Source organism: Paraburkholderia strydomiana (assembly GCF_031456815.1).
In the GTDB taxonomy this organism is placed as follows: Bacteria; Pseudomonadota; Gammaproteobacteria; order Burkholderiales; family Burkholderiaceae; genus Paraburkholderia; species Paraburkholderia caledonica.
On record NZ_JAVDVL010000005.1, the window covers coordinates 176,828 to 200,906 of the forward strand.

The following is a 24,079-nucleotide window of genomic DNA, read 5'->3' on the forward strand; positions in this document are numbered from 1 at the left end:
ACAACGGGATGCGAATTCTCATCGTTACCCATGTCGTGCGCAAGAACGATGGGCAAGGGCGCGTGAACTACGAAATCGTGCAGGCGGCGCTGGCCGCTGGGCATTCCGTGACGCTGCTTGCCGCGGAAGCGGCTGCGGAACTGGTCGCGCATCCGCGCGTGCGTTTTGTGCGCGTTGCGAAGAGCCGCCTGCCGACCCGGCTGGTTCAGTATCAGATGTTCGCTTTGCGCTGCGGTGCGTGGATTCGCGCTCACCGCAATGAGTTCGACGTGGTTCATGTCAACGGCTTCATTGCATGGGCCCGCTCCGACGTCAACGCGGCGCACTTCGTGCACGACGGCTGGTATCGATGCGGCTTCTACCCGTTTCGTCTGCTGCACAGTTTCTATCACGCGTATCAGGTTATCTACACCAGGCTCAACATCGCATGCGAGAAATGGGCGTTTCGACATACCGAGGTCATCGTGCCGGTCTCGCAGAAGGTGGCGGGCGAGGTGCGGGCGTTGGGTGTCGGCGCGGCGCGCATGCAGGTGATTCATAACGGCGTGGATGTCGACGAGTTCCGGCCCGGCGCATGCGAACGCGCGCGTTTCGGCTTGCCGCAAGCACCGTTCATGCTGTTGTTCGCGGGCGATCTGCGCATGTCGCGCAAGAACCTCGACACCGTGCTGCATGCACTGATCCATACGTCCGCCGACGTGCATCTCGCGGTCGCGGGCATCCTGCACAACAGCCCGTATCCGGCGCTGGTCGAATCGCTCGGACTGAGCGCACGCGTGCACTTCACCGACATGGTGATGGACATGCCCGCGCTCATGCGCTCGGTCGATGCGTTCGTGTTTCCTTCGCGCTACGAACCAATGGGACTGGTATTGCTGGAGGCGCTGTCCGCGGGATTGCCGGTCATCACGGTGCGCACTGCCGGAGGCGCCGAAGTGATCGAGCCGGGCAGCGGCGTCGTGCTCGACGATCCCGACGACGCGGCGGCGCTCGGCGCGGCCATTATGCGTGTGGCGAGCGATACGGACTACGCGCGAAGCCTCGGCACGCGTGCGAGAGAGGTGGCGAAGAGCCTGAGCTGGCAGGCCATGGCCGAGCGCTATCTGACAGTCTACGAGCAGGTGCATGCACGCCGCGCGGCACAACCGTTGCCGCCCGCATGCGCGACTGAGCCGGTGAAACTATGAGCGCGGTTCCGATCGATTCGCTGCAAATCGGCATGCACTGGTTCGACGAACGGCCAGGCGGTCTTGATCGTATGTTTCAGGCGCTGGTGGATACGCTTCCCGCTCAAGGGGTGAACGTGCGCGGCATGGTGGCGGGCAGCGCTGACGTGATCGAGGCCTCCGGTGGCCGCGTTCAATCGTTCGCGGGCGCGCAGGCGCAACTCGGCGCGCGGTTGCTGGGCTCCCGCAAATATTCGCGTGTGTTGCGGGCCGCGCGTATGCCTGACATCGTCGCGACGCATTTCGCTCTTTATGCAGCGCCGACAGCGGGCGTGTTTCGCAACGTGCCCAAGGTCGTTCACTTTCATGGACCGTGGGCGGCGGAGTCATATCCGGGGGGCGGGGGCGGGCTATCGCGCGCGTTGCGTGTCGCGCTTGAACGCTTCGTTTATCGCGACGCGACACGTCATATCGTGCTGTCGCGGGCATTCGGCCGTCTGCTTCACGAAACTTATGGCGTGAATGAGGACAGCATCCGCATCGTGCCGGGCTGCGTCGACGTCGCGCATTTCGACACTGGCATGACAAAGCTCGAAGCGCGTCGGCAGCTCGGCCTCGCAACGGACCGGCCTCTTATTTTCTGCATGCGTCGTCTGGTGTCGCGCATGGGGCTAGAGGATCTGATCGACGCAATGGCGATTGTGAAGCCGCTGCTACCAGACGTATTGCTGACGATTGCGGGCAAGGGTCCGCTTGCGTCGCAGTTGCAGGCTCGCATCGTCGCGCGCGGCCTCGAGGGCAACGTGACGCTTGCCGGCTTCGTGCCGGATGAGACCGTGCCGCTGTGGTATCGCGCGGCAGACCTCTCGGTGGTGCCGACCGTATCGCTGGAAGGCTTCGGCCTGACGACGATCGAATCGCTTGCCGCCGGCACGCCGGTTCTGGTGACGCCGGTAGGCGGCCTGCCTGAAGCCGTGGCGCCGTTGTCGCGCGATCTGGTGCTGCCGTCCGGCGGTTTTAAGGCGATCGGAGAAGGCATGGCCGATGCATTGCTCGGCCGGCTCAAGTTGCCCGACGAAGAGGCATGCCGCAGGTATGCGCGCGAGAACTTCGACAGGCCGGTGGTGGCCGCGCAGGTCGCGCAAATCTATCGCGAAGCGATTGACGTGTTCTAACGCCGGTAACCATGCGACGCCTCACACGCAAAACATTCGAGCGGCTAGTGTGCGCGGGCGCTCTCGCGCTCCCGCTGGTCGTGCTGCTTGCGGCGGGCGAATCGGAGCACGGCGCGGGCGGTGCTCGATTGACGGGCGGCGCAGTCTCTGCGAGCCAGCTGGAAGCTCCGCGCGCGGCTGCAAAGATGTTGACCGAAGCCACCGAAGCTGCGGCCAGCATCCCCCCAGCCAACGCACAAGCGACCGGTGCTAATAATTCGCCATCCTATGTAACGTCATGGATCGGCAATACATGGGGTTACGGAGACCAGCGCTGGATGCAGATCGACATCCAGGCGATCGCCGTCACGCCGCAAGGCGACGTCTTTACTAATGCACCATGGGACGAGGCCGGTGGCGAACTCGGTCAGTATCGCAATGGCGAGCTGCTCCGCCATGGTGGCGAGACGCATGGCTGGGGAATGATGGGTGGCGACGCGATTGCCGCGAACGACGAGTATGTGTACGTCGCACAAACCATGGTCAGCCTCGGCAACGAAACCGCGAAGCACAGACCGTCGCCACGCGAGGGGGAAGTGTGGACCGGTATCTCGCGCCGCAGCCGCGCGGACATTCGCGACGGCGTGCCGTTCGCCGGGCAGGTGAAGTTCCCCGCCGGCAGCCGCCTCGCGTTCCTGCTGATCGCCACTTATTCCGCAAAGGCCGACTACGCGATTCGTGGTCTGGCCGCGGACGACACGCGGCTCTTTGTCTCGAACGCGCTCGAGAATCGGGTGCAGGTGTTCGACGCGCAGACCATGCAGGCAATCGGCGCATTCCCGGTGCGTGAGCCGGGCCGCCTCGCGCTCGCGCCCGACGGTTCGTTATGGGTCTTGGAGAACAGCCGCACAGACGGCGCGCAACGCGTCGTGCACCATGCGCGCAATGGGGCAGTCATCGGCGAATTGCCGTTGCCTGAAGGCGTCGTGCCGGCGGATCTGACCGTCGACGCACGCGGACGCCTGTTGATCGCGGACAACGGCGTGCGCCAGCAGATCCTGATCTATACCGGCGACGCGAGCGCATGGACCAGTACGTCGACGGGCAACATGCAGCAAGGAACGGCCATGAAATTGACGGCCAGCTTCGGCGAAAAAGGCGGTATCTACGCGGGGCGCGCGGGCGCGCCCGGGCCCCGGCGCTTCAACGGTCTGACTGGCGTTGGCGTGGATCGCGCGGGCAACATTTATGTGTCGATGAACGGTGCCGGTCCGCGCTCCTATGGCACCGGGCCGAGCACCTACGACGGCGCGCTGCTCGAAAGCTATACGCCCGATGGACGGCAGCGCTTCAGCTTGCAAGGGCTGCTGTTCGTCGACGGCGCGCAGTTCGTCGACGGCAATCCGCCGTCCGTGTACAGCGGCAGCAAGCGCTTCACGCTGGACCTCACGCGCGCGCCTGGCAACGAGTGGTCGTATGCGGGTTATACCGCCGACCGTTTCCGCTACCCATACGATCCGTACTTTCATCTGTACCTCGGCGGCCAGCGGGGTATGCCGATGGTGCGCGACATCGACGGGCACCGGCTGCTGTACACCACCGACATGTATTCGTCGTATCTGCGCATCTATCGTTTCGCCGAAGATCGCGAGACGGCGATTCCGTCAGGGCTGTTCGCGCAATCGCACATAGACGGTCCGTGGCCGCGTAATCAGCCGGCGCGCGGCGAGTGGATCTGGCGCGACATGACAGGCGCGGGTGACTTCTCCCATGCCGCATTCGATCAGAACAGCAACGGCGCCGATGCGCCCGCGATGCGAGGCTGGTGGGTGGATAGTCGTGGCGACGTCTGGCAGGGCACCGAGGCGGCCGGCATTCGCTGCTTCCCGCTGCAAGGATTCGACCGCGTCGGCAATCCAATTTACCGTTACGCGGCGATGCGGCAATACGCAGTGCCCGCGCCGTTTTACCGTGTCGCTCGGCTTAACTACTTTCCCGAGGAAGACACACTGTTTGTCTCCGGCTCGACGCACGCGCGGCCGTTTGTTCAGGACAACTGGAATAGTGCCGGTTCACAGCTTGCCCGCTACGACCACTGGAAAAGCGGCAAGCCGGTACTGCGCTATCTGATAGACCTGCCGGACCGCGGTCCGCCCGAATGGCTCTCGATCAACGGCTTTGCGGTGGCGGGCGACTACATCTTCGCCGTCGAAACGCGCAGCGCGACCGTGCGGATTTATGACCGCGCGAGCGGGCGCGAAGCGGGCCGTCTGACGCCGGGCAAGGAAGTCGGCACGGCGAGCGGCTGGGCCGACGTGCCGATGCCTGTCACCGCGCATCGTCTCGCGTCGGGCGAATACGTCGTATTCGTCGAAGAAGACGCACACGGCAAGGCATTGATGTACCGGTTCACGCCGTCAACGGCCGCGCTCGCGGCTGCTCATCGCAACTCCATCGACGTTGCAGGAAAATCATGAAAATCATCCATCTCGCCAATCACGCGCTGAATGTGGGCAACGGCATCGTCAATGTGATGGTCGATCTCGCGTGCATGCAGGCGCACGCCGGACACGACGTGACGGTGGCCTCGGGAGGCGGCGGATTCGAGGAACTGCTCGCGCGGCACGGTGTGCGTCATGTGCTGTTGCCGCAATCGCCGCGACCTTTGCGTGTGCCGGCGATGGTGGCGCGCTTCAACAGGCTGGTATCGCAGATCGACCCTGACGTCGTGCATGCACACATGATGACGGGCGCGCTGATCGCGCGCTTCGGCGTGCCTCGGCGACGCTTCGTGCTGGTAACAACAGTGCACAACGAATTCCAGAAGAGCGCGACCATGATGCGTGTCGGCGACCGCGTTGTCGCTGTCAGCGAAGCGGTGTCCGTCGCGATGGAACGGCGCGGTATTCCGAAGTCGCGCCTGAGCGTCGTGCGTAATGGCGCGCTCGGCACGCCACGGCTCGCCGACGCGATCGCGCCGCGCTTACCCTTACTGACTCATCCGTGCATCGTGACGCTCGCCGGCATGTATGAACGCAAGGGTATTCGCGACCTGTTGCACGCGTTTGCGGCGGTGCGTGAGCGCGTGCCCGGCGCGATGCTGTATCTCGTGGGCGAAGGCCCCGACCGCGCCGCGATGGAGCAACTGGCCTCGCAACTCGGCGTCGCGCGGCATGCGCGTTTCGAAGGTTTCATTGCCGATCCGCGGGCTTATCTCGCGCAGGCCGATGTGTTCGTGCTGGCCTCGCACAACGAACCGGCGGGCCTCGTGCTATGCGAGGCGCGCGAGCAGGGATGCGCAATCGTCGCGACGCGCGTGGGCGGCATTCCGGAGATGCTCGACGGCGGCGAGGCGGGTGTGCTCGTGCCGCCGCATGATCCCGCTACGCTGGCAAACGCGCTTGAGCGGCTTCTCACCGATCCGGCGAGGCGCGCCGAACTGGCCGCACGCGCGGTGCAGGATCTCGAGAAGTTCAGCGTGCAGCGCGTGAGCGACGGCTATCTGGCGATCTACGAACGCACGCTTGCGAGTTGCCAGCCGCGCCGCTTCGCCACCATTGCCACGCGCGATATCGACGCAGCTCGCGTCGGCATGGCGGAAAGTGTGAGCCATTCGGCGCCGCTGTAAGCGCGGCGTTGCGCAAACAGCGGGCGTATTTTTCAACGGGTCCGCGTGACTTCGTAGGCGCAACGTCCACGAATGATCCGTGGACCTGCGCAATATGTCGTGAAGATGTGATCCGACTTCAGCTTGCCGATAAGGTCAGCCTGGTCCAGAGCTTGTACACGAGGCCGCGCAATTCGCTGGAGCCATGCAGCGACAAAGCCAGATTTGCGCACACCAGCACGAGCGCGGCGGCAATCAGTGAGGACGGCGCGCTGATCGACTCGGCGAGCGCGAGTGCTACCAGCAGAAACGCGAGATGCACCACCATATTGCGCACGATGGAGCCCACGTGCAGCCGGGCGAAGTGGAGAAGCACGCCGTAGTCGAACAGCGCCTTCGACACCACCACGACCGCGGCGCCCATGATGCCGAACCAGTGGATGCCACACCACAACGCGCCGGCGAACACGGGCAGTTGCGCCCAGCTCACGCCCGCGATAGCGGCGGGACTGGTCTGCGCCTGGATGAGTATGCCGAGAATGCCAGCCTGCCCGCCGAGCCATACGGCGAGTATCAGCACGCACGCGACGGGCGCCGCAGCGGCCACCGTCGGCCCGAGCCACACCACAAGGAAGGGCTTGAGCGCAAACATTGCGACGATCAGGCAAGGCGTGAATGCGCCGTTCAGCAACGCGAGCGCGCTATGCGCGATCGCGTCCGCGTCGGCGCGCGACACGGCGGATAAGCGCGGGAACAGCGTGCGCACCATCGCGACGGGCAGCAGGTTCAGACGCGTGATCAGGTTCTGCGGCGTCGCATAGTAAGTCACGAAGCTCGCGCCGAGCAGCGCGCCGACCAGCACGCGGTCGAGTGTCGACGCGATCATGCCGGCGCCGGAAAAGAGCAGCATCCAACGGCCATAACGGAACAGTTCGGCCATCACGCGCCATTGCGGCATGCGCACGCGTCGAATGCCGATCGCACGAAACGCCGCGGCACCCAGCATCAAACCGGCGAAGAGCCGTGCGAGAACCGCGGCCGGAATGACCACGGCAAGCGAGGGCGAGAAGCAGAAGATCGCCGCGAGCGGCAACAACTGGAAGAGCGCGGTGCCTAGCGTCTGATTAACGTTGAAGCTCGCGAAGCGCTCGACTCCGTTGATCGCGCCCGCGAACACCCATGACACATTGGCAATGGGGACGGCCACCGCAATCCACGGCAAGCTCGCCATCACCTCGCGCTGGAACGTCGGCTCGATCTTCACACCATGCGTGATATAGACGACCGTGCCCGCGTAAATGATGAGCCCGCCCACGATGCCGGTGCCGAGGTTCATGAACCACGCGCTCCAAAAAATGCGTTCGAGGGAGTCGTCGTTAGCGGCGCGCGCTTTGGAGATCTGATTTTCGGTGGCGAGACTCGTGCCGAGATCCAGTACGCTGAAGTAGCCGATCAGCGTCCACACCAGGTTGATGACGCCATAGCGTTCCACGCCCATCAGATGAATATAGGCGGGCACCGTGACGAGGGAAATGAACGTCGGAGCGATCGCTCCTGCAAAGTTGATGACGATGTTCCTGACGATACTTCTTTCCATGGTGCGCTGTCCGCGGGAATGTCGTGCAATGGTGCGGTTAGTACGGGGCGTTGTCGGTGCGCAGCCGCACCCACGAGCGCGTCCCGCACGAGGGCGTCGGCTTGTCGCTGGGTTAGATACTGCGCTTGTGTGCCGCTCGCGTGTGTGGCTGGGCGTACAGATGGGCGCTCTGCGTCGCGGTTAAATCAGCTTCGACCGCATACGGCCGGTGAACGGGCATCGCGAGGACAGCGTGAAGGAACCGAAAGAATTGAACCCGCGGCTCATCTCGATCTGCATACCGACCTGCAATCGACCGGGTCTGCTCGAAGAAGCCATTGAAAGTTGTGAAGCGCAGACATACGGCGAGTTCGAAATCGTGATCGGCGACGATTCGAGTGACGAGCGCACGGCGCAGATGGTCAAGCGTTGCCGGGCGCGCGCGAGGCATCCGATCCGCTACGAACGCAACCGCCCGAGGCTTGGGCAGGCATCCAATGTGAACCGGCTCTTCGCTCGCGCGCGCGGCGCGCGGCTCGTGTTGCTGCACGACGACGATCTGCTTGAACCGCATGCGCTGAGTACGCTCGATGCGTGCTGGCGCACCGATCCGCAATTGACCGCCGCATTCGGCAAACAGCGCGTAATCGCCGACGACGGCACGCCACGGCCCGAAGCCACCGCGCGGCTCAATCGCGACTACCGCCGCGTTCCTGAGCGTGCGGGGCGGCTCGCCGTGCCCGCGCTTGCCGGCATCGACCAGATGTTCCCGAACAACGGCTATCTGGTGGATACGCTGGCCGCTCGACGTGTCGGTTATCGGCTCGCGGCGCAAGTGGGCGAAGCGTGCGATTTCGATTTCGGTTTGCGCCTGTGCGTGGAGGCGGCAGCCGTTTGCTTCGTCGACGAGTTCGTTTCCATTTCGCGCGAGACGGCCTTGTCGATCTCGACGCATGCGTTGCCCGCGATGCACGCGTTCGCGCAGTTGTGCGCGAGCGATGTGCCCGCCGCCGCACATGCCGCGCGCGACGATGCGCTGCGGCGCGTCGCACCGCGCGCCGCTTCCGCGTATGCGCGCGCCGGTGACGCGCGCGCCGCGTGGCGCGTGCTGCTGTCGAAGCATTACGCGTTGCGCGACCGGCTGCGCGCGCGCTTTTTGTACCACCTGCTGCTTGCCACACGCTCGACGCTCGGCGCACGCATGCCGCCTGGCGGTTGAGTCGGCAGGCTGGCAACACGGCGCGTGTGGGGATGCGAATTGGCGGGGTTAGTGTGGCAGAAGCAATGCAGCCCGAGGCAATGTGGCAGGGCGTACAGAGGCGAGGGGCGGGCTTTGCTGTAATGCCCAAAAGAAGACTTGTGAGGAGCGTAGCGTGAGGCCAGTAGTCTTCGATGGCCAGTTCGGCTGGTTGCATCCCGCAGCCGGGCCGCATGGCGTGGTGCTTTGCTACCCGTTCGGCTACGACGCGCTTTGCACCTACCGCGGCATGCGCCGGCTCGCCGAGCGCCTCGCGATGCGCGGCGTCCCGGTACTGCGCTTCGACTATCCGGGCACGGGCGACTCCGCGGGCGATGCAAGCGAGCCGGGCCTCTGGCGCGCGTGGATCGACAGCATCAGGAAGGCCGTGGCGTTGCTGCGGCAATCGACGGGCATCGAGCACGTGAGTTTGTGCGGCTTGCGGCTGGGCGGCACACTCGCCGCGCTTGCCGCTCAGGAACTGGGCGACGTCGACGGTCTCGTGCTCCTCTCGCCCGTACTGTCCGGCAAAAATTATCAGCGTGAGTTGCGTGCCGGATATCGTCAATGGCTGTCGATGCCCGCGGCAATGGATTGCACGCCCGAGCCGGACACCGACGAGTTCGTCGAGGCGTACGGCTTTCGCCTCTATCGCGAAACCATCGAAAGCTTGCGTGCGGTCGATCTGCGGCGCGATGCGCCGTCACCCGCGAGGCGCGTGCTGGTGCTCGATTCGCTGGACGCGACACGCGTCGATGCGCTGGTCACGCATTATCGGGAGCAGGGTGTCGAGGTCGAGCGCCAGAGCTTCGACGAATACAGCAAGTTCATGATGGAGGCGCTCGACAGCGAGATACCGCACGCGGCGTTCGAGTCGATTGAGAACTGGCTGGCGCGAGACTCGACAGGCAGCCCTGCAGCGGTGTCGGCCGGGAGTGCATATGCAGGCGATGCGGAAGGCCACATTGTCGAAGCGGGCGTGACCGAATCGCCGGTGTCGATCGACAACGGCAGACTGTTCGGCATCTACTGCGTGCCTCATTCTCATTCAGCGACGAGCGGTGGCAGCACAGGTGCCCCCGCGGTGCTGATCGTCAACACGGGCGCAGTGTCCAGAATCGGCAACGCGCGGCTCGGCGTGCGTTTTGCGCGGCGTCTCGCACGGCAAGGTATTGCCTCGCTTCGCGTCGATCTCGGCGGACTCGGCGACAGTCAGCCTTCGCTCGATGCGGTCACGCTCGACGCGCTCTACGCGCAGGACGGCGCTGACGATGCCGCCTGCGCCGCGCGCTGGCTCACGGCGCGTGGCCACCGCGGTGCCGTGCTGCTTGGTATCTGCGCGGGTGCCTACGTCGGTCTCCATGCCGCATCGCGCGAGCCCGCGGTGACGGGCGCGATGCTCGTCAATCTGCAGAAATTCACGTGGCGCAACATCTGCGATGAAAACGGCAAGCCGACCGTGCGAGTCGCGGCGATCGGTTCGACGCGCAGCTATTTTCGCTCGATGTGCGAGCCGCGCAAATGGCTACGCGTGGTTAAAGGGCAGACGGGCGGCTGGCCCGTTGCGCGCGAACTGGCGACCCGTGTTGCGGCGCTTTTGCGCGCGACGCTGGCCGATCGAATCGAGCGAATTACCGGACTGCAGCTTGGCGCGAACGAGGAGCGTCGTCCGTTTGCGGCGCTCGACGCGCGCGGCGTCGAGACGCGCCTTCTTTATGGCGTGCTGGACGAAGGCGTTGAAGAACTCGAGAAATACTTCGGAGTGCGTGGCATCAGGTTGCAGCGATTGAACCGCGTTCGCGTGGTTTTTTGCGAGCGCACCGACCACGCAATTCTGTCCGCGAGCGCGCAGGAAAACGTGATGTCGCATTTCGAAGACTTCTATCGCAGCCAGTTCGGTGAGCAGTCTGCTGCCGCCAGGCTCGAAGCCGGCGAAACTGTCGCGAAGCATTGCAGCGGACCCCGTACGCGCGCGGCGCAATGGCTCGTCAAGCATGCGCGTGCATTTCGCCTAACCGGAGAAGCGTGATGAAACCCGTGGGACAGCGTGCCACGCGCCTCGGCGTTGACGGCGCGCTGTCCCGATCTGCTCGCCAGTGCGCCGTCTGGCAAGCCGACCTTCATCACTTGTGCGGCGCACTCCGATACGCTGGAGGAGTGCCGTGAATACACAATCCGACCTCGACCGCATCAATCGCGTGGCGTGGAATTCGCGCGACGCGGCGCGCGTTTTCGGCGCTGGCAAGACCTTCTCCGACGCCGGCGAGGAGGCCGCGTTCCAGTGGCTTGCGCCGCGCTGCGCGGCAACGCCGTTGCTCGACATCGGCATTGGCACCGGGCGCACCATTGCGTTGATGCTGGCAGTCTCGAACGACTACACCGGCATCGACTACACGCCAAAGCTGCTGGACATTTCGAGGTCGCGTTATCCCGGCCGCGACTTGCGCCATATGGATGCGCGCGACATGTCGGAGCTGCCGTCGAATCATTACGGGCTGGCTGCGTTTAGCTGGAACGGTATCGACTGCGTGGACTACGACGGTCGCGTGAAGATCCTCGAAGAAATGAATCGCGTGGTGCGGCCGGGCGGTTATGTGCTGTTCTCGTCGCACAATCGCGGCGGCCCCGGTTATCGCGAGAACATCTGGCAGCTGTTGCCGCAGTTCACCTCCAACCCGCTCAAGCTCGGCTGGCGCACGCTGCGTTCTCTTCGCCGCTTCCAGCTCGGCACGTTGAACTACGTGCGTAACGTCAAGCTGAACCACGACTACGGCGGTTACTCGGTCAAGACAGCGGCGGCTCACAACTTCGGCATTGTGATCGTCTACACGACGCTTCGCGAACAGCGCCGGCAACTCGCGCAGGTGGGCTTGCAATGCGATGCGGTGTTCGCGAGTTGCGACGGCAGGCGCATTCCGGACGACGTAGAGGACAGCGACGCCTGGTGGTTTCACTTCATCGCGCACAAGCCGCCTGGCGCATATCGCTCCGATCAGGAGAGCGGCCATGCACGCCGACGCACTTCGGCTTGACGAGCCGCGCGCGGCAGACGCGGACTTCGACGAGCGCGGCTTCCGGCATGCGCTCGGGCGCTTCGCGACCGGCGTCGTCGTGATCTCGACCGGCAGTGGCGAACGTCTGCACGCGATGACTGCGAACGCCTTCATGTCGGGTTCGCTGAGGCCGCCGCTGATCGTGGTGTCGGTCGGGCAGAGCGCGCGTATGCACGAGCGCCTGATGGGCTGCGCGGTGTTCGGTGTGAGCGTGTTGTCGGACGCCCAGGAGGCGCACAGCCGGCACTTCGCGGGCGAGCCGCAGAGCCGGCTTGCGCCGTGCTTTACCGGCGTCGACGGACTTGCGGACGTGGTGCTTCTCGAACATGCCGCAGCCCGCTTCGCAGCGCGCGTGGTGGACCGGCATCCGTGCGGCGACCACACGTTGTTCGTCGGCGAGGTGTTGATGTTTTCGCTTGGCGAAAACGCTCCGCTCGTTTTCTTCGGCGGTCGCTATGGATCGGTTGCCGGTTCGCGCCTTGCGACACCGGCACCGACGCATGCATTGCCCGCATCCGCGCACTGCGAACACGTTGAACCGGGTCCACCGTATGCAAAAAGCCATGACTGATTCGAGACCATTTAGGTTCAGACAATTTATCGTTCAACGTGCGTCGTCGCACGATGCAAAGTCGAGGCCGCAGGCATGCTTGAAACGCAAGCTTGTGGCCCTTTGGCACGTAGCGCGTTACATAGAAGAAACAATTCTTCAGAGGGATAACCCTGTCAGGAAGTGTCCCAACTGGCGTAACCGTTGTGAAGCTAGCAACGTATCGTGGATGAACACCACGTGACGATAAAACACACAAAGAACGTCGGTTTATCAACAGGCTACGCGGGGGCGAACACCGCTTCGGGGAGAGGGTCATGGAACAGGGAAACAAAGATCGATCACTGGTCAGCAAGGTGATGGACGGGCTCGTTACGGGCATCGTCGAGGAGAAGTACGGCGCGATACTGCCGCCGCAAGACGTGCTGTCGAAGGAGTTCGACGTGAGCCGCACGGTCATGCGTGAGGCGCTGTCGATGCTGCTCGCGCGCGACATGCTCGATGTGCGGCCGAAGATCGGCACGCGCATCCGGCCGATGAGCGACTGGCGCATGATCGACGAAGACGTCGTGAACTGGCGCTTTCGCGCGAAGCCCGATCCGCTGTTTCTGCGCGACGTGATCGAGTTTCGCATTCTGATCGAGCCGCGGGCGTCGGCGCAGGCCGCGGCGCGCGGCAGCGCGGCCGACATCGCTGCGGTGCGCGACGCGTTCGAGGCGTTTCGCGTAATCCGTCCGGCCGAACCGGGGTATCAGGAAGCCGACGAACTCTTTCATACGCGCATCGTCGTCGCGAGCGGGAATCAGTTCTTCAAGCAGATGGCGGCGATCATTCGCGGCGCACTGGCGACGGGCAACCCGATCGTGAATGAGAGAGAAGGGATGTGGGAAGGCGCAGTGAATTCGCACCGGCGCGTGGTCGAAGCGATAGAACGGCGTGATCCGAAAGAAGCCGAGCTTGCGTCGATGGCGATGATCGACTTCACGACCGAAGAGATCGCGGGCACCTTCGCCGCAGCGCCGCCGGTACCGCCTGCGCATGGCGGAAACGCGGGATAACGCCGAGCCGACGTGTGGCTTCTGGCGCTGCTGCGCGCGTTGCCGCAGCGGCGCGCCGATTTGCTGACGGTCAGGCGTGCAGCGTCACCGGCGCGTTGCGTTTCCCTTAGGTCGACTCACTTGCGGGCGGCATGCGCGACAATAGCGACTTGCTCTTAACCGCAGGGACGCCAGGTGATCGTGACAAACGCTGTGATCAACGCGGGCACACATGCCCCGGCAAACGCCGCCACTGACGCCACCACGCAAGCCACCACCGACGCAACCCAAGCCATTCCATCGGACGGCATGATCCGTTGGGGCATCGTCGGTACGGGCCGCATTGCCCGTCGGTTCGCTCAAGGGCTCGCCTATGTGCACAACGCGCGTCTCACAGCGTTGTGGTCGCGCCGTGCCGGGCCGGCGCAGGCTTTCGCCGACCAATTCGGCGGCCGGCTCTGCGCGAGCTTCGATGCGCTGCTCGCCAGCGGAATCGACGCGCTCTATATCGCCACGGTTCAGGATAGTCACGCTGATTACGCCATCGCGGCACTGCAAGCCGGCTTGCACGTGCTGTGCGAAAAGCCCGCCGCGATCAACAGGCCGCAACTCGAGCGCATTCAGGACGCCGCGCGTCGCGAGAAACGCCTCTTCATGGAAGCGATGAAGCCGCCGTTCTATCCGTTGTACAGAAAGTTGCAGGCGCATCTAAAAGACGATCCGATTGGCGAAGTCGGGCTCGTGCGGGCCGGCTGTTCAGTGCCCGGCGTGCCCGACGATCATCCGTCGCTGTCGTTCGAGCATGCGGGCGGCGCGCTGCTCGATATCGGCATCTACGAGATGTTTCTCGCCGTCGACTGGCTGGGCGCGCCGCTCGACGTGCAAACGCTCGGGCGCCTCGGTTCGACCGGCGTCGATACGTTCGCGAGCCTGAACAGCCAGCATGAGCGCGGCATCGCGCAACTCTTTTGCGGCCTCGATCTGCACGGCAAGGGCGACGCGTTGCTGATGGCGAAGAGCGGGCACGTGACGATTCACGAACCGTGGTGGAACCCGTCGCGCGCGACTATCCGCTACGCCGACGGTCGTGTGATCGAGCTCGACGAGCCGTTCGAAGGCGGCGGCCTGAACTACGAGACCGCGCATTTCTGCGAGCTGATCCGGGCGGGACAGATCGAGAGTCCGGTAATGCCGCACAGCAAGTCGTTGCAGATGATCGCAATGGCCGATGCGGCGCGTGCAGCCTTAGGGCTCAGATTTGCGGGCGAATGACGCCGGCTGCGCGCGCAGTGCTCAGTGCCTGGAGGGCAACGCGAGCCGCCGTTCATACCAGCGTTGCAGCAGTTCGAGTATCTGGCATAGCACCCAGTAGACTGCCGCCGCCGCGAGATACAGCGGCAATGGCTGATACGTCGATGCGATGATTTCCTGCGCGCTACGCAGCAGTTCGGTCACCGTAATCACGGAGACCAAAGAAGTGTCCTTGATGAGGCTGATCAAACTGTTCGACAGGCTCGGTACCGCAATGCGCAGGGCTTGCGGCGCGATCACATAGCGCAGCGTCTGGCGCCGCGAAAGTCCGAGACTGTAGGCGGCGAGCCATTGCCCCTGGTGAATGCCGAGGATTGCGCCGCGCATGCTTTCCGACAGATACGCGGCCACGTTTGCCGACAGCGCGATCACGCCGGCCGGCGTCGGGTCGAGCGAAATGCCGAAGCTCGGCAAGCCATAATAGATCACGAAGATCTGCACGAGCAGCGGCGTGCCGCGCATCACGCTCACGTAAATGCGTGCAATCCAGTTCAATGTGCGGCTGTGGCTCACGCCCATCAGCGCAAGCATGGCGCCGGCGATCAGGCCGAAGAACATCGACAGAACTGCGAACTTGACCGTGAGGACAGCGCCCTGCGCGAGCACAGGAAGCGATTGAACGAGCAGGGAAGTGGTGGACATGAGCGGTGCTCGGTTTGGCGCGCGAGACGCACATCGCCCAGGCTGGGCGCGTGCTGCAACAGTGCGAAGGGCGGCATTCCGGAGAAGCCGCCCTTCGTTTCATGCAGAGCCGGTTACTTGATCGGCTTGCTCACGTCGATGCCGAACCACTTGTCCGAGATCTTCGCGAACGTGCCGTCCGCTTCGAGCTGCGTCATCGCGTCGTCGATTGCTTTGGCGAACTTCGGATTGTTCTTTTTGAACGGAATGCCCGACGGGTTGCCCGCGCCGACATTCGCGCCGGTGCGCAGCGGCAACTGCGAATTCTTCAACAGATACGCGAGCATCAGACGGTCGTTGAGCGCCGCGTCGAGACGGCCCGCCGCCAGATCGCGCAGATATTCGGGTGCGCCCGGGTACGTTTTCACGTCGATGCCTGGCACCGACTTCGCCATGTCCATGTAGTTGGTGCCAAGGCCGACGCCGAGCTTCTTGCCCTTCAGATCGTCGAGCGATTTGAACTGACGCGTGTCGTCCTTACGCTGGATCAGCTGCGCGGCCGAGTACGTATAAGCGGGCGAGAAATCGAGTGCCTGCTTGCGCGCATCCGTAATCCCGACCTGGTTGACGATCACGTCGAACTTGCCGGCCTGAAGACCCGCAATGATGCCGCTCCATTCGGTCGTGACGAATTCCGGCTTCACGCCGAGCTTCGTCGCCACTGCTTTGGCGATGTCGACGTCATAGCCGACCAGTTCGCCCGACGGCGCTTTTGAATTGAACGGAGGGAAGGTGCCTTCGAGTCCGATGCGCAGCGTGCCGCGCTGCTTGACCTGATCCAGCAGGTCGTCGGCATGGGCCGTGACCGCGGTGAACGAAGCGCCGATCAGAGCGGCGACGAAAATTTTCTTCAACAACCCGAGTTGCATTGTGTTCCTTTTTGTTCGTATGTCGTTTTAGCGGACGAAAGCTTAACAAAGCAGACTGTCGAACGCTAAATATCGTTTGTTCATGCCTGTATTACCCGGCCGCCGCACGCGTGGGTTCGCGTGCCTGCGTTCGCGTGCCTTGGGTCAGCGAAGCGCCTGCACGCATTCGGCGACGAGCGCCGGTCCCCGATAGATGAAGCCGGTATAAAGCTGAACGAGCGAGGCGCCGGCGGCGAGTTTCGCGCGCGCATCGTCGCCGGAAAAGATCCCGCCCACGCCGATGATCGGCACTGCCTCACCGACTTCGGCGCGCAGCTTGCGGATCACTTCGTTCGACGCGTCGAACACCGGCTTGCCCGACAGGCCGCCGGCTTCGTCGCCGTATTGCATACCTGCGACGGCGGTGCGCGACAGCGTGGTGTTGGTCGCGATCACGCCTTCGAAGCGGTGGCGCAACAACGTGTCCGCGATCGACTTGATCTGCTCGTCGTCGAGATCGGGTGCGATCTTCAACGCGAGCGGCACCAGCTTGCCGTGCATGTCGGCGAGACGCTGCTGCTTGTCCTTGAGCGCCGCGAGCAGCGCGTCGAGTTCGCCCGCGCCTTGCAACTGGCGCAGGTTCTTCGTATTCGGCGACGAGATGTTGACCGTCACGTAGCTCGCGAACGGATAGACGCGTTCGAGGCAATACAGGTAGTCTTCGGCGGCGCGTTCGATCGGTGTGTCGGCGTTCTTGCCGATGTTCAGTCCGAGAATGCCGCGGTAGCGCGCGGCCTGCACGTTTTTCACGAACTGGTCGACGCCCGCGTTGTTAAAGCCCATGCGGTTGATCACGGCATTCGCCTCGGGCAGGCGGAACATGCGCGGCCGCGGATTGCCGGGCTGCGCGCGCGGCGTGACCGTGCCCACTTCGATAAAGCCGAAGCCGAGCGCGGCGAGCCCGTCGATCGACGCGCCGTCCTTGTCGAGCCCTGCTGCAAGCCCCACGGGATTGCGGAACGTCAGCCCCATCACCGTGCGCGGCGCGTCCGGCACGCGCGCGGCGAGCGCGCCGGCGAGGCCGGTGCGGCCCGCGGCGCCGAGCACACGCAAGGTCAGGTGATGAGCGTCTTCCGCGTCCATGCGAAAGAGTTGGGCGCGTATGAGCGGATAGAGGGAACTGAACACAGGACGGAGCCGGGCGGCCAAAAAATGGGAACCCGCTATTTTACCGGCTTTGCGGTGTCAATGAGATAAGGCGGGGCAGGCGTCGCGCTTCTCCTTGCGTCTGCAGCTAAGCCGCGGCTAAGTCCGCAGCTAAGATGGCAGCTAAGTTGGCACCTAAGTTGGCAGCTAAGTCCGCACCTAAGGCAGCAGCGGCCCGCGTTTGCCCCTCGACGCCGCGTCGGCCTGCGGGAGATCTGCGCCTTCGGGATCGAGCACCCGCCACACGCCGTCAACCAGACCTTCGAGCGGCCGGAAGTTGGCCTTGTAGGCCATCTTCGGACTCTCGCGAATCCAGTACCCAAGATACACATACGGCAACTTCAGGCTGCGCGCCTGCTCGATCTGCCAGTAGATGTTGTACGTGCCGAAGCTCGTATGCGGCAGTCCCGGCTCGAAGAACGTGTACACGGACGAGAGCCCGTCGCCGAGAATGTCGATCATGCTGATCATGCGCAAAAGACCAGGCGATTCGGGATTGTCCGGCAGCGGTTCCCGGAATTCGACGAGTCGCGAGTTGATCCGGCTTTGCAGCAGAAACTGTTCGTACTGGTCGCGGCTGTCGCGGTCCATGCCGCCGCCCGCATGTCGCGCCGACTGATAGCGCATATAGAGCGCGTAGTGTTCCTCGTCGTAGTGAAGCGGCGCGACGGTGGCGATCATGCCGCCATGCTTTTTCCAGACGCGCCGCTGCGTGCGGTTCGGCTCGAATCTGTCGACCGGCACGCGCACCGGCACGCACGCGCGGCAACCGTCGCAATAGGGTCGATAAGTGAACACGCCCGAACGCCGGAAACCCGCCTTGACGAGGTCCGTGTAGACGTCCGAGTTGATCAGGTGACTGGGCGTCGCGACTTGCGAGCGCGCGATACGCCCGTCGAGATAACTGCATGGATAGGGCGCCGTTGCATAAAATTGCAGCGCCGAAAGCGGAGAAAGAGGCAGCTCGTTAGGATGAGTCACGTTGGCAGCTCTCGAAGCATCTCTGGTAATGCAAACCCGGCGTGCGTTGCAACTTGTCTTGCAGATCTCTTGCAAAGCGTGTTGCAGTTCATTGTGCGGCTCATTGTGCAGCACGTGATCCGCGCGTTTCGTTGAACGGATCCGGATTCGGCCTGATTCTTCCTACGCCGCTCGCGCGAGCACATCGAGCAACACGGTCTTGTCGAAGCGCCAGGGAATGCGCGGTGCGTCGACAGACGCGCGAACATGAGCGATGAATGCCTTGCGCGCTATCTCGCGACCGCCGAGCGACGCCAGATGCGACGTGTTCTGCTGGCAGTCTATCATTTCTATTTCGTGACGGCGCAAGTGCCCGACAAGCGCGGCCAGCGCCATTTTCGAGGCGTCCGTGACGTTGGCGAACATGGATTCGCCGAAGAACATCTTGCCGAACGAGACGCCGTACAAGCCGCCCACGCGCTCGCCTTCGAACCATGTTTCGATGCTGTGCGCGTCTCCCACGCGATGCAGCGACGAATAGGCTTCCACTACGTCCGCAGTAATCCAGGTGCCGCGCTGGCCACGCCGCGGCGCCTCCGCGCAGGCGCGCATCACGGCAGCGAAATCCTGGTCGACGCGGATTTCCCATGCGTCGTCGCGCAGCACGCGCTTGAGCGTTTTACGCAGCGACGGCGATATCTTGAACTCGGCCGGACGCAGGACCATGCGGGGGTCGGGGCTCCACCACAACACGGGCTGGCCGTCCGAATACCACGGGAAGATGCCGTGACGGTACGCGTCGATCAGGCGTGACGGCAGCAGATCGCCGCTTGCGGCAAGCAGGCCCGGAGCGCCGCTTGCCGCGCCGAGCGCGCGCTCGACGGGCGGAAACGGATCGTCGGGTCCGAGCCAGGGAACCATGCGCGCCGCTCAGCCTTCGCGCAGCGAGCGGAAGATGTCGCCCGTATGCAGGCCGAAGCTGCCGGCCGCGCGGTCGGCAAAAAAGAAGCGCAGCGTTTGTCCGACGGTGGGAAACGCAATCTCGTCCCACGGAATGTCGCTTTCCTCGAAGAGCTTGACTTCGAGACTCTCCTCGCCCGCGGCAATGTCCAGATCGAGCAGGCGCGCCATGTAGAAAAGATGCACCTGATGCACATGCGGCACGTTCAGCAGCGAGAAGAGGTTCTGTACCTCCACGCGCGCGCCGGCTTCTTCGAGCGTTTCGCGCGAAGCGGCTTCCGCCGTTGTCTCGCCCATTTCCATGAAGCCTGCAGGCAGCGTCCAGTAGCCGTAGCGCGGTTCGATCGCGCGGCGGCATAGCAGCACCTTGTCGTCCCATACCGGAACGGTGCCGACGACGTTGCGCGGATTCTGATAGTGCACCGTGCCGCAACTGCCGCATACGAAGCGCTCGCGGTTGTCGCCCGGCGGAATGCTCAGGCTGACGCCGTGGCCGCAGACAGAACAGAATTTCATAGGAAGGGCACGAGAAAGAGTGCTAGGAGTTTATCACTGGGGCGGCGTTTTACCGTGCGCAGAGATGGTGACGCGTGATGAGGGCGGCGCCGGCGAGCGGGCGGCGTGAGGGGGCGTGCGTGCGCTTATGCGCGGCGTATGCGTGTGCTTGATCACGCAGATCATGGGGCATCCACCGGGCATCGACCCATGCCAGAAATATCGACGCGAAAAAACGGCCGCGCAAAACAAAAAAGGCCTGCCGGTTTGGCAAGCCTTCAATGTTGTTTTCGACGTTCCAGCTTTTGGTTGCGGGGGTAGGATTTGAACCTACGACCTTCGGGTTATGAGCCCGACGAGCTGCCAGACTGCTCCACCCCGCGTCCGTCGAAGAAAAGATTATAGACCAGATCAGAGGACGATGCAATAGGCGACGCGCTAGTCGTTTAGCAGGCGGCTTCCCGCTTGCGGCTTCGGGCAATCACTCGCACTCATCGTGCGCCTTTAAGCGAAAGGTCGCGCGATGCGTGGGCGGCGTCGCATCGCGCCAGGCCGCTGCAAGACGCTGCGATAGAATCGGAATTTCCCGGCGCGCCGTCATGTCATTTGCGCGAGACTTACGACGAATGAGACTCACGACGAATCCACACCGAGTCGGTCGCGAATGCACGACGGCGAGCCCGCACTCACACTTGCTCCTGGAACTTCATGGACATCGCTCACGACCTGCAGATCATTGCCGCTCAGGAACACGCGCTCGTGTTCCCCCAATTCGATGCTGACCGCGCATGGCAAATCGGCGCCTATCTGCATGAAGTCGCGAAAGCGCGCGGCATTCCTGCCGCCATCGACGTGCGCACGTTCGGTCAGCCTCTGTTCTTCAGCCTGCTCGACGGCGCGACGCCGGACAACGTCGATTGGGCACGCCGCAAGGGCAACACGGTCGCGCATTTCCGGCGCAGCTCGTATGCGATCGGCCTGAAAATGCAGCAGGCCGGCAGCACGCTCGCGGACAAGCATGGTCTGCCCGCCACCGAATATGCGTCGCACGGCGGCGCGTTCCCGTTGACGGTCGCGGGCTCGGGCGTGATCGGTTCGGTCACGGTGTCCGGCTTGCCCCAGCGTGCCGATCATGAGTTCGTAGTGGAAGCCCTTTGCGCGCACCTCGGTCACGACTACAGCAAGCTCGCGCTTGCAAAGGTCTGAGCCGATGCGGCTGCCGCCTTATGCATTGCTTGGTATCGCGATCGTGGCCGAGGTGATTGCCACTTCCGCCATGCGAGCGTCGGACGGTTTCTCGCGGCTCGTGCCGTCGGCGGTGGTGGTACTCGGCTACGGAGTCGCCTTCTACTGCCTGTCGCTAACACTCAGGAGCATTCCGGTCGGCATCGTCTACGCCGTGTGGTCGGGCGCGGGCATCGTGCTGATTACGCTCGTCGCGCTGCTGCTGTACGGGCAAGTGCCCGATGTGCCGGCCGTCATCGGGCTCGGGCTGATCATTGCCGGCGTCACCGTGCTGAACATGTTCTCGAAGATGCAGGCACATTGAAGCGCGCGCCCGAGTCACCGCCAAGGCTCTGGCTGGATCCGTTGTACATTGGATCGGGTTTCGTCGGGCTTGCTGGTGACGTCAGCTCCTACTTGCAGCGCACGATCATCGAGCGGTTCTTGACGTTGGCCGACACGACGTTCGTCACGCTGCCGCCCGCGGTCCCGCCTTCGTCGTTGTCTTTCGACACGATGTCATAGCCGGTCGCGCCGCACGCCTTGCCCGCCTGTACATAGCACGAGGCCCAGCTCGAACCGGCGTCGGCGCCGCTGCAATTGACCGCGAAGCCGGTCTGGCCGTTCGGCAGATTGATGAGGGACGTCGTGTTCGACGACGCACACCCCGCCAGGCCCGCGCCCAGCGCAACTGCCACTGGGAATGCAAGAAGAAGGGACGTGTGGCGCAGCAGAGCCCGCGCGTTACCGCGCGGCGAATGACTTCGGCCCGGCCGTTGCGTCATGAAATGCATCGTGATTGTTTCCTTTGATCGGTTGGCTTGCCGCGCGCAGGCGCAAGCTCAGGGCGTTTCGACAGTAATGCCCGCCGCGCTGACGAGGCGGCGGCTTTCGGCGCCGCTTTCAGTGGCCGCGTCTTCCCAGATGCTGATGGCTTTTGCGATGTCGATATCATGGCTTTCGGCATACGCAAACCATTTGTTCGCCGCATCCGGCTCGGGCAGTTCGTGATCTTGCAGAAAATATTTTCCCATATTGCGCTCGCTGAACTCGAAATGGAGGCACTGCAACAGCACGGAACGTGCCGTAAAGTCGGTTCGACCTCGACGGATCCGACAAGTGCAACCGTGAAAACGTACAGAACTTATTCGATCGCCGCGCGCCTTACCTGATCTATTGCAACGAGGAGAACGAACATGGCTGAACGGGTCAGCGGCCCTTACCGCGGCTACTACATCAGTGCCGCCGCGCGCCTCGTGCCGGCGTCCAGCGACCAGGGCACCGACAGCACCGACAGCACCGACAGCACCGCCGGCACCGCCGGCACCGCCGGCACCTACGTCGGCTCGGTCAGCCTGGCCCAGCTTGGTCCGGACGATGCTCACCGGATCGAGACACTACTGGATCTCGGCGATCAGCAACGGTTCGGCAGCGAAGAAGAGGCGCTCGCGTACGTTGAACAGGCCGCGCGCAATTACGTCGACCGTCTGCTGGGAGGCCAGTCATGACCGGCGAACGTCTGCTTCGAGGTAGGTCATGAGGGCACCTGACGGGCAAGCCCGCGCGCGAACTCATGCCGACGCATCTCGCGATTCCGGCGCCTCGGCGGGGTGGACCTCGGTCCGGCCGCGCGAGTACCATATTCAGGTCGTCCGGGGCCGGCCGGTTCTCGCGGGCTCCGGTTGTGTGCCGGATACTTCTGATGAGGCGACCATGGAAATCAGGTTTCCCGAGGGCGCGCCAGCCTACCGCGATTCCAATCTGACCGTTGTCTTTCCCGCGCTGGTGGACGGTGAGCCCGTACCGTGCGCAATCTCTGTCGAGGCGCTAGAAGATCACTTCGGCGCACATTCCGAAGACCTGGAAGGCTGGATGCGCGCATTCGACGCCGGACGCCCGCGCATAGAAGCCGTGGCGCGCGAACACTTGCAGATCAGTAACGGCACGCCTGTGCTGCTCAAGAGCGGGCACTTTCCGCCTGGGAACGCGGCTCGCTAGGCTGAGCAGAACCGAGCGCGGCGGCCATGCACTGGCGGATGCCTTCCTCGTAAGACGTCTTCGCGATCGGACCGATCAGCTTCGTCAACGCAGAGTCGTCGAGCACGATCGGTTCGGTCATCAGGTAATTCATCTCGACCAGCTCACGCATCAGCGGATTGAAGAGGCCGAGCACGCGCAGCATCGTCTTTCCGGCCACCATCAGCCTCGGCTGGCCGCCTGCCAGTGCATAAGCCTGTCGTGCCACTTCCCGCTGCGTGATGGTGCCCGCGCCGGCAAGGTGCCACCAGCGCCCATACGCTTCGGGCGTGCGTGTAAGCGTCTCGACCACGGCTCCGATATCCGGCAGATAAATGAATTCGTGCGACACATCGACGGGACCGATCATCTGCGCGCGCTTTCCATTTGCGGCAGCTTCGAATACGCCGTTGAGCAGACTGCGCTCGATGCCCGGGCCGTAGAAATCCGGTAGCCGCAGTACCAGCGTCGACAGTCCGTTCTTTCCGTGCGCCTGCAACACCAGATTTTCCTGGGCGAGCCGCATTTTCCCCTTGAACGTGTGCGGCTCGCGAGGATGGTCCTCAGCGATCGGATTGCTGCCCGCACGACCGTAGGGATAGACGGTGCCGATCAGAATGAAGCGTTCCACGCCCGCTGCCGTGATGCCTGCGAGCGTTTTCTGCATTAGCGGCGGGTGCTCGGCGAAGCGGTCGTAGGGCACGCCGACCAGATAGACGACGCTCTGCAGCCCCTCTGCCGCGGCGCTGATAGAAGCCGGATCGTCCGGATCCCACGTGACGATCTCCGCGTGCGGATCGTGGCCAAAAGCGGCGACCAGCGCTTCCCGCGACCTGCCGACGACGCGGTAGTCGCGGCCTGCCGCGCCAAGCGATGCCGCGATGATCCGGCCGGCGGCGCCGGCAGCTCCGAACAGGCCGACCTTTCCTTCGTTGTGCATGACGGTACCTTCCAAGTGACGCGGCGCGCCTCGATGCACGCCAGCTGTTGATTGGTCA

General features: G+C 63.7%; 24 protein-coding genes and 1 tRNA gene. 14 read left to right on the forward strand and 11 right to left on the reverse strand.

Annotation, left to right across the window (positions count from 1 at the left end; genetic code table 11):
- Window positions 1-8 precede the first annotated feature (8 nt).
- From J2W46_RS15865 to J2W46_RS15880, 4 genes are read left to right on the forward strand one after another with little or no spacing between them, the layout of a single operon-like run.
- Window positions 9-1,187 carry a glycosyltransferase family 4 protein gene (locus tag J2W46_RS15865; protein ID WP_088174913.1) on the forward strand — a complete coding sequence of 393 codons (1,179 nt, stop codon included), beginning with the start codon at window positions 9-11 and terminating at the stop codon, window positions 1,185-1,187.
- Window positions 1,184-2,341: a glycosyltransferase family 4 protein gene (locus J2W46_RS15870; RefSeq protein ID WP_310354938.1), complete on the forward strand. Its 1,158-nt coding sequence runs from the start codon at window positions 1,184-1,186 to the stop codon at window positions 2,339-2,341. The genes J2W46_RS15865 and J2W46_RS15870 overlap by 4 nt, the downstream gene beginning before the upstream one ends.
- Before the next feature lie 11 nt (window positions 2,342-2,352).
- On the forward strand, window positions 2,353-4,797 hold the full coding sequence (locus J2W46_RS15875; protein ID WP_310354940.1) for an NHL repeat-containing protein: 2,445 nt from the start codon (window positions 2,353-2,355) through the stop codon (window positions 4,795-4,797).
- A complete protein-coding gene (locus tag J2W46_RS15880) occupies window positions 4,794-5,948 on the forward strand; it encodes a glycosyltransferase family 4 protein (protein ID WP_310354941.1) in 1,155 nt (384 codons plus the stop codon). Before J2W46_RS15875 ends, J2W46_RS15880 begins: the two co-directional genes overlap by 4 nt.
- 118 nt (window positions 5,949-6,066) lie before the next feature.
- On the opposite strand, the gene J2W46_RS15885 is transcribed toward J2W46_RS15880, so the two are convergent.
- Entirely contained in the window at window positions 6,067-7,524 is a 1,458-nt protein-coding gene (locus J2W46_RS15885) for an oligosaccharide flippase family protein (RefSeq protein WP_020065754.1), read from the reverse strand.
- Window positions 7,525-7,756: 232 nt separating this feature from the next.
- Here J2W46_RS15885 and J2W46_RS15890 point away from each other — a divergent pair, with 232 nt between their 5' ends.
- The 6 genes from J2W46_RS15890 (at window position 7,757) to J2W46_RS15915 (ending at window position 14,652) form a co-directional block, all read left to right on the forward strand.
- Window positions 7,757-8,722, forward strand: a complete 966-nt coding sequence (locus tag J2W46_RS15890) for a glycosyltransferase family 2 protein (RefSeq protein ID WP_227471221.1) — start codon at window positions 7,757-7,759, stop codon at window positions 8,720-8,722.
- 154 nt (window positions 8,723-8,876) lie between these two features.
- Entirely contained in the window at window positions 8,877-10,769 is a 1,893-nt protein-coding gene (locus J2W46_RS15895; RefSeq protein ID WP_310354943.1) for a serine aminopeptidase domain-containing protein, read from the forward strand.
- A gap of 133 nt (window positions 10,770-10,902) precedes the next feature.
- Complete coding sequence (locus J2W46_RS15900) at window positions 10,903-11,772, forward strand: class I SAM-dependent methyltransferase (protein ID WP_310354945.1); 870 nt, start codon at window positions 10,903-10,905, stop codon at window positions 11,770-11,772.
- Window positions 11,747-12,364 (forward strand): flavin reductase family protein, encoded by a 618-nt coding sequence (locus J2W46_RS15905; RefSeq protein WP_310354948.1) that lies wholly within the window; start codon window positions 11,747-11,749, stop codon window positions 12,362-12,364. Before J2W46_RS15900 ends, J2W46_RS15905 begins: the two co-directional genes overlap by 26 nt.
- A 296-nt stretch (window positions 12,365-12,660) precedes the next feature.
- A complete protein-coding gene (locus J2W46_RS15910; protein WP_020065759.1) occupies window positions 12,661-13,401 on the forward strand; it encodes a FadR/GntR family transcriptional regulator in 741 nt (246 codons plus the stop codon).
- Window positions 13,402-13,689: 288 nt separating this feature from the next.
- Window positions 13,690-14,652, forward strand: coding sequence for a Gfo/Idh/MocA family protein (locus J2W46_RS15915; RefSeq protein WP_310355235.1), 963 nt, complete (start codon window positions 13,690-13,692; stop codon window positions 14,650-14,652).
- Between the two features lie 21 nt (window positions 14,653-14,673).
- Here J2W46_RS15915 and J2W46_RS15920 read toward each other — a convergent pair whose 3' ends face one another.
- From J2W46_RS15920 to J2W46_RS15950, 7 genes are all read right to left on the reverse strand, one after another.
- Window positions 14,674-15,333 carry an amino acid ABC transporter permease gene (locus J2W46_RS15920; RefSeq protein ID WP_020065761.1) on the reverse strand — a complete coding sequence of 220 codons (660 nt, stop codon included), beginning with the start codon at window positions 15,331-15,333 and terminating at the stop codon, window positions 14,674-14,676.
- A 113-nt stretch (window positions 15,334-15,446) separates the two neighbouring features.
- Window positions 15,447-16,241 carry a cystine ABC transporter substrate-binding protein gene (locus tag J2W46_RS15925; RefSeq protein WP_087750942.1) on the reverse strand — a complete coding sequence of 265 codons (795 nt, stop codon included), beginning with the start codon at window positions 16,239-16,241 and terminating at the stop codon, window positions 15,447-15,449.
- A gap of 144 nt (window positions 16,242-16,385) precedes the next feature.
- Window positions 16,386-17,408 carry a quinone-dependent dihydroorotate dehydrogenase gene (locus tag J2W46_RS15930; protein ID WP_087750943.1) on the reverse strand — a complete coding sequence of 341 codons (1,023 nt, stop codon included), beginning with the start codon at window positions 17,406-17,408 and terminating at the stop codon, window positions 16,386-16,388.
- A gap of 177 nt (window positions 17,409-17,585) precedes the next feature.
- Window positions 17,586-18,407: an arginyltransferase gene (locus J2W46_RS15935; protein WP_020065764.1), complete on the reverse strand. Its 822-nt coding sequence runs from the start codon at window positions 18,405-18,407 to the stop codon at window positions 17,586-17,588.
- Window positions 18,408-18,569: 162 nt separating this feature from the next.
- Window positions 18,570-19,307, reverse strand: coding sequence for a leucyl/phenylalanyl-tRNA--protein transferase (gene aat, locus J2W46_RS15940; protein ID WP_310354951.1), 738 nt, complete (start codon window positions 19,305-19,307; stop codon window positions 18,570-18,572).
- A 9-nt stretch (window positions 19,308-19,316) separates the two neighbouring features.
- Window positions 19,317-19,862, reverse strand: coding sequence for an NUDIX hydrolase (locus J2W46_RS15945; RefSeq protein WP_027804270.1), 546 nt, complete (start codon window positions 19,860-19,862; stop codon window positions 19,317-19,319).
- A gap of 285 nt (window positions 19,863-20,147) precedes the next feature.
- Window positions 20,148-20,224 (reverse strand) — tRNA-Met (locus J2W46_RS15950).
- A 325-nt stretch (window positions 20,225-20,549) separates the two neighbouring features.
- On the opposite strand from J2W46_RS15950, the gene J2W46_RS15955 reads away from it, so the two are divergent.
- Entirely contained in the window at window positions 20,550-21,047 is a 498-nt protein-coding gene (locus J2W46_RS15955) for a heme-degrading domain-containing protein (RefSeq protein ID WP_310354953.1), read from the forward strand.
- A 4-nt stretch (window positions 21,048-21,051) separates the two neighbouring features.
- The gene (locus tag J2W46_RS15960; RefSeq protein WP_087750944.1) at window positions 21,052-21,390 is read left to right on the forward strand and encodes a DMT family transporter; all 339 of its coding nucleotides are present in this window, start codon (window positions 21,052-21,054) and stop codon (window positions 21,388-21,390) included.
- An 88-nt stretch (window positions 21,391-21,478) separates the two neighbouring features.
- Here the strand turns inward: J2W46_RS15960 and J2W46_RS15965 are convergent, their stop codons facing one another.
- Window positions 21,479-21,859, reverse strand: coding sequence for a hypothetical protein (locus tag J2W46_RS15965; RefSeq protein ID WP_310354954.1), 381 nt, complete (start codon window positions 21,857-21,859; stop codon window positions 21,479-21,481).
- Between the two features lie 48 nt (window positions 21,860-21,907).
- Window positions 21,908-22,099, reverse strand: coding sequence for a hypothetical protein (locus J2W46_RS15970; protein WP_027804272.1), 192 nt, complete (start codon window positions 22,097-22,099; stop codon window positions 21,908-21,910).
- 162 nt (window positions 22,100-22,261) lie between these two features.
- On the opposite strand from J2W46_RS15970, the gene J2W46_RS15975 reads away from it, so the two are divergent.
- Window positions 22,262-22,573: a hypothetical protein gene (locus J2W46_RS15975; RefSeq protein ID WP_310354956.1), complete on the forward strand. Its 312-nt coding sequence runs from the start codon at window positions 22,262-22,264 to the stop codon at window positions 22,571-22,573.
- Window positions 22,574-22,778: 205 nt separating this feature from the next.
- On the forward strand, window positions 22,779-23,063 hold the full coding sequence (locus J2W46_RS15980) for a DUF1488 family protein (RefSeq protein ID WP_020065774.1): 285 nt from the start codon (window positions 22,779-22,781) through the stop codon (window positions 23,061-23,063).
- Here J2W46_RS15980 and J2W46_RS15985 read toward each other — a convergent pair.
- On the reverse strand, window positions 23,023-24,021 hold the full coding sequence (locus tag J2W46_RS15985; protein ID WP_310354958.1) for an NAD-dependent epimerase/dehydratase family protein: 999 nt from the start codon (window positions 24,019-24,021) through the stop codon (window positions 23,023-23,025). The genes J2W46_RS15980 and J2W46_RS15985 overlap by 41 nt on opposite strands.
- Between the last annotated feature and the right edge of the window lie 58 nt (window positions 24,022-24,079).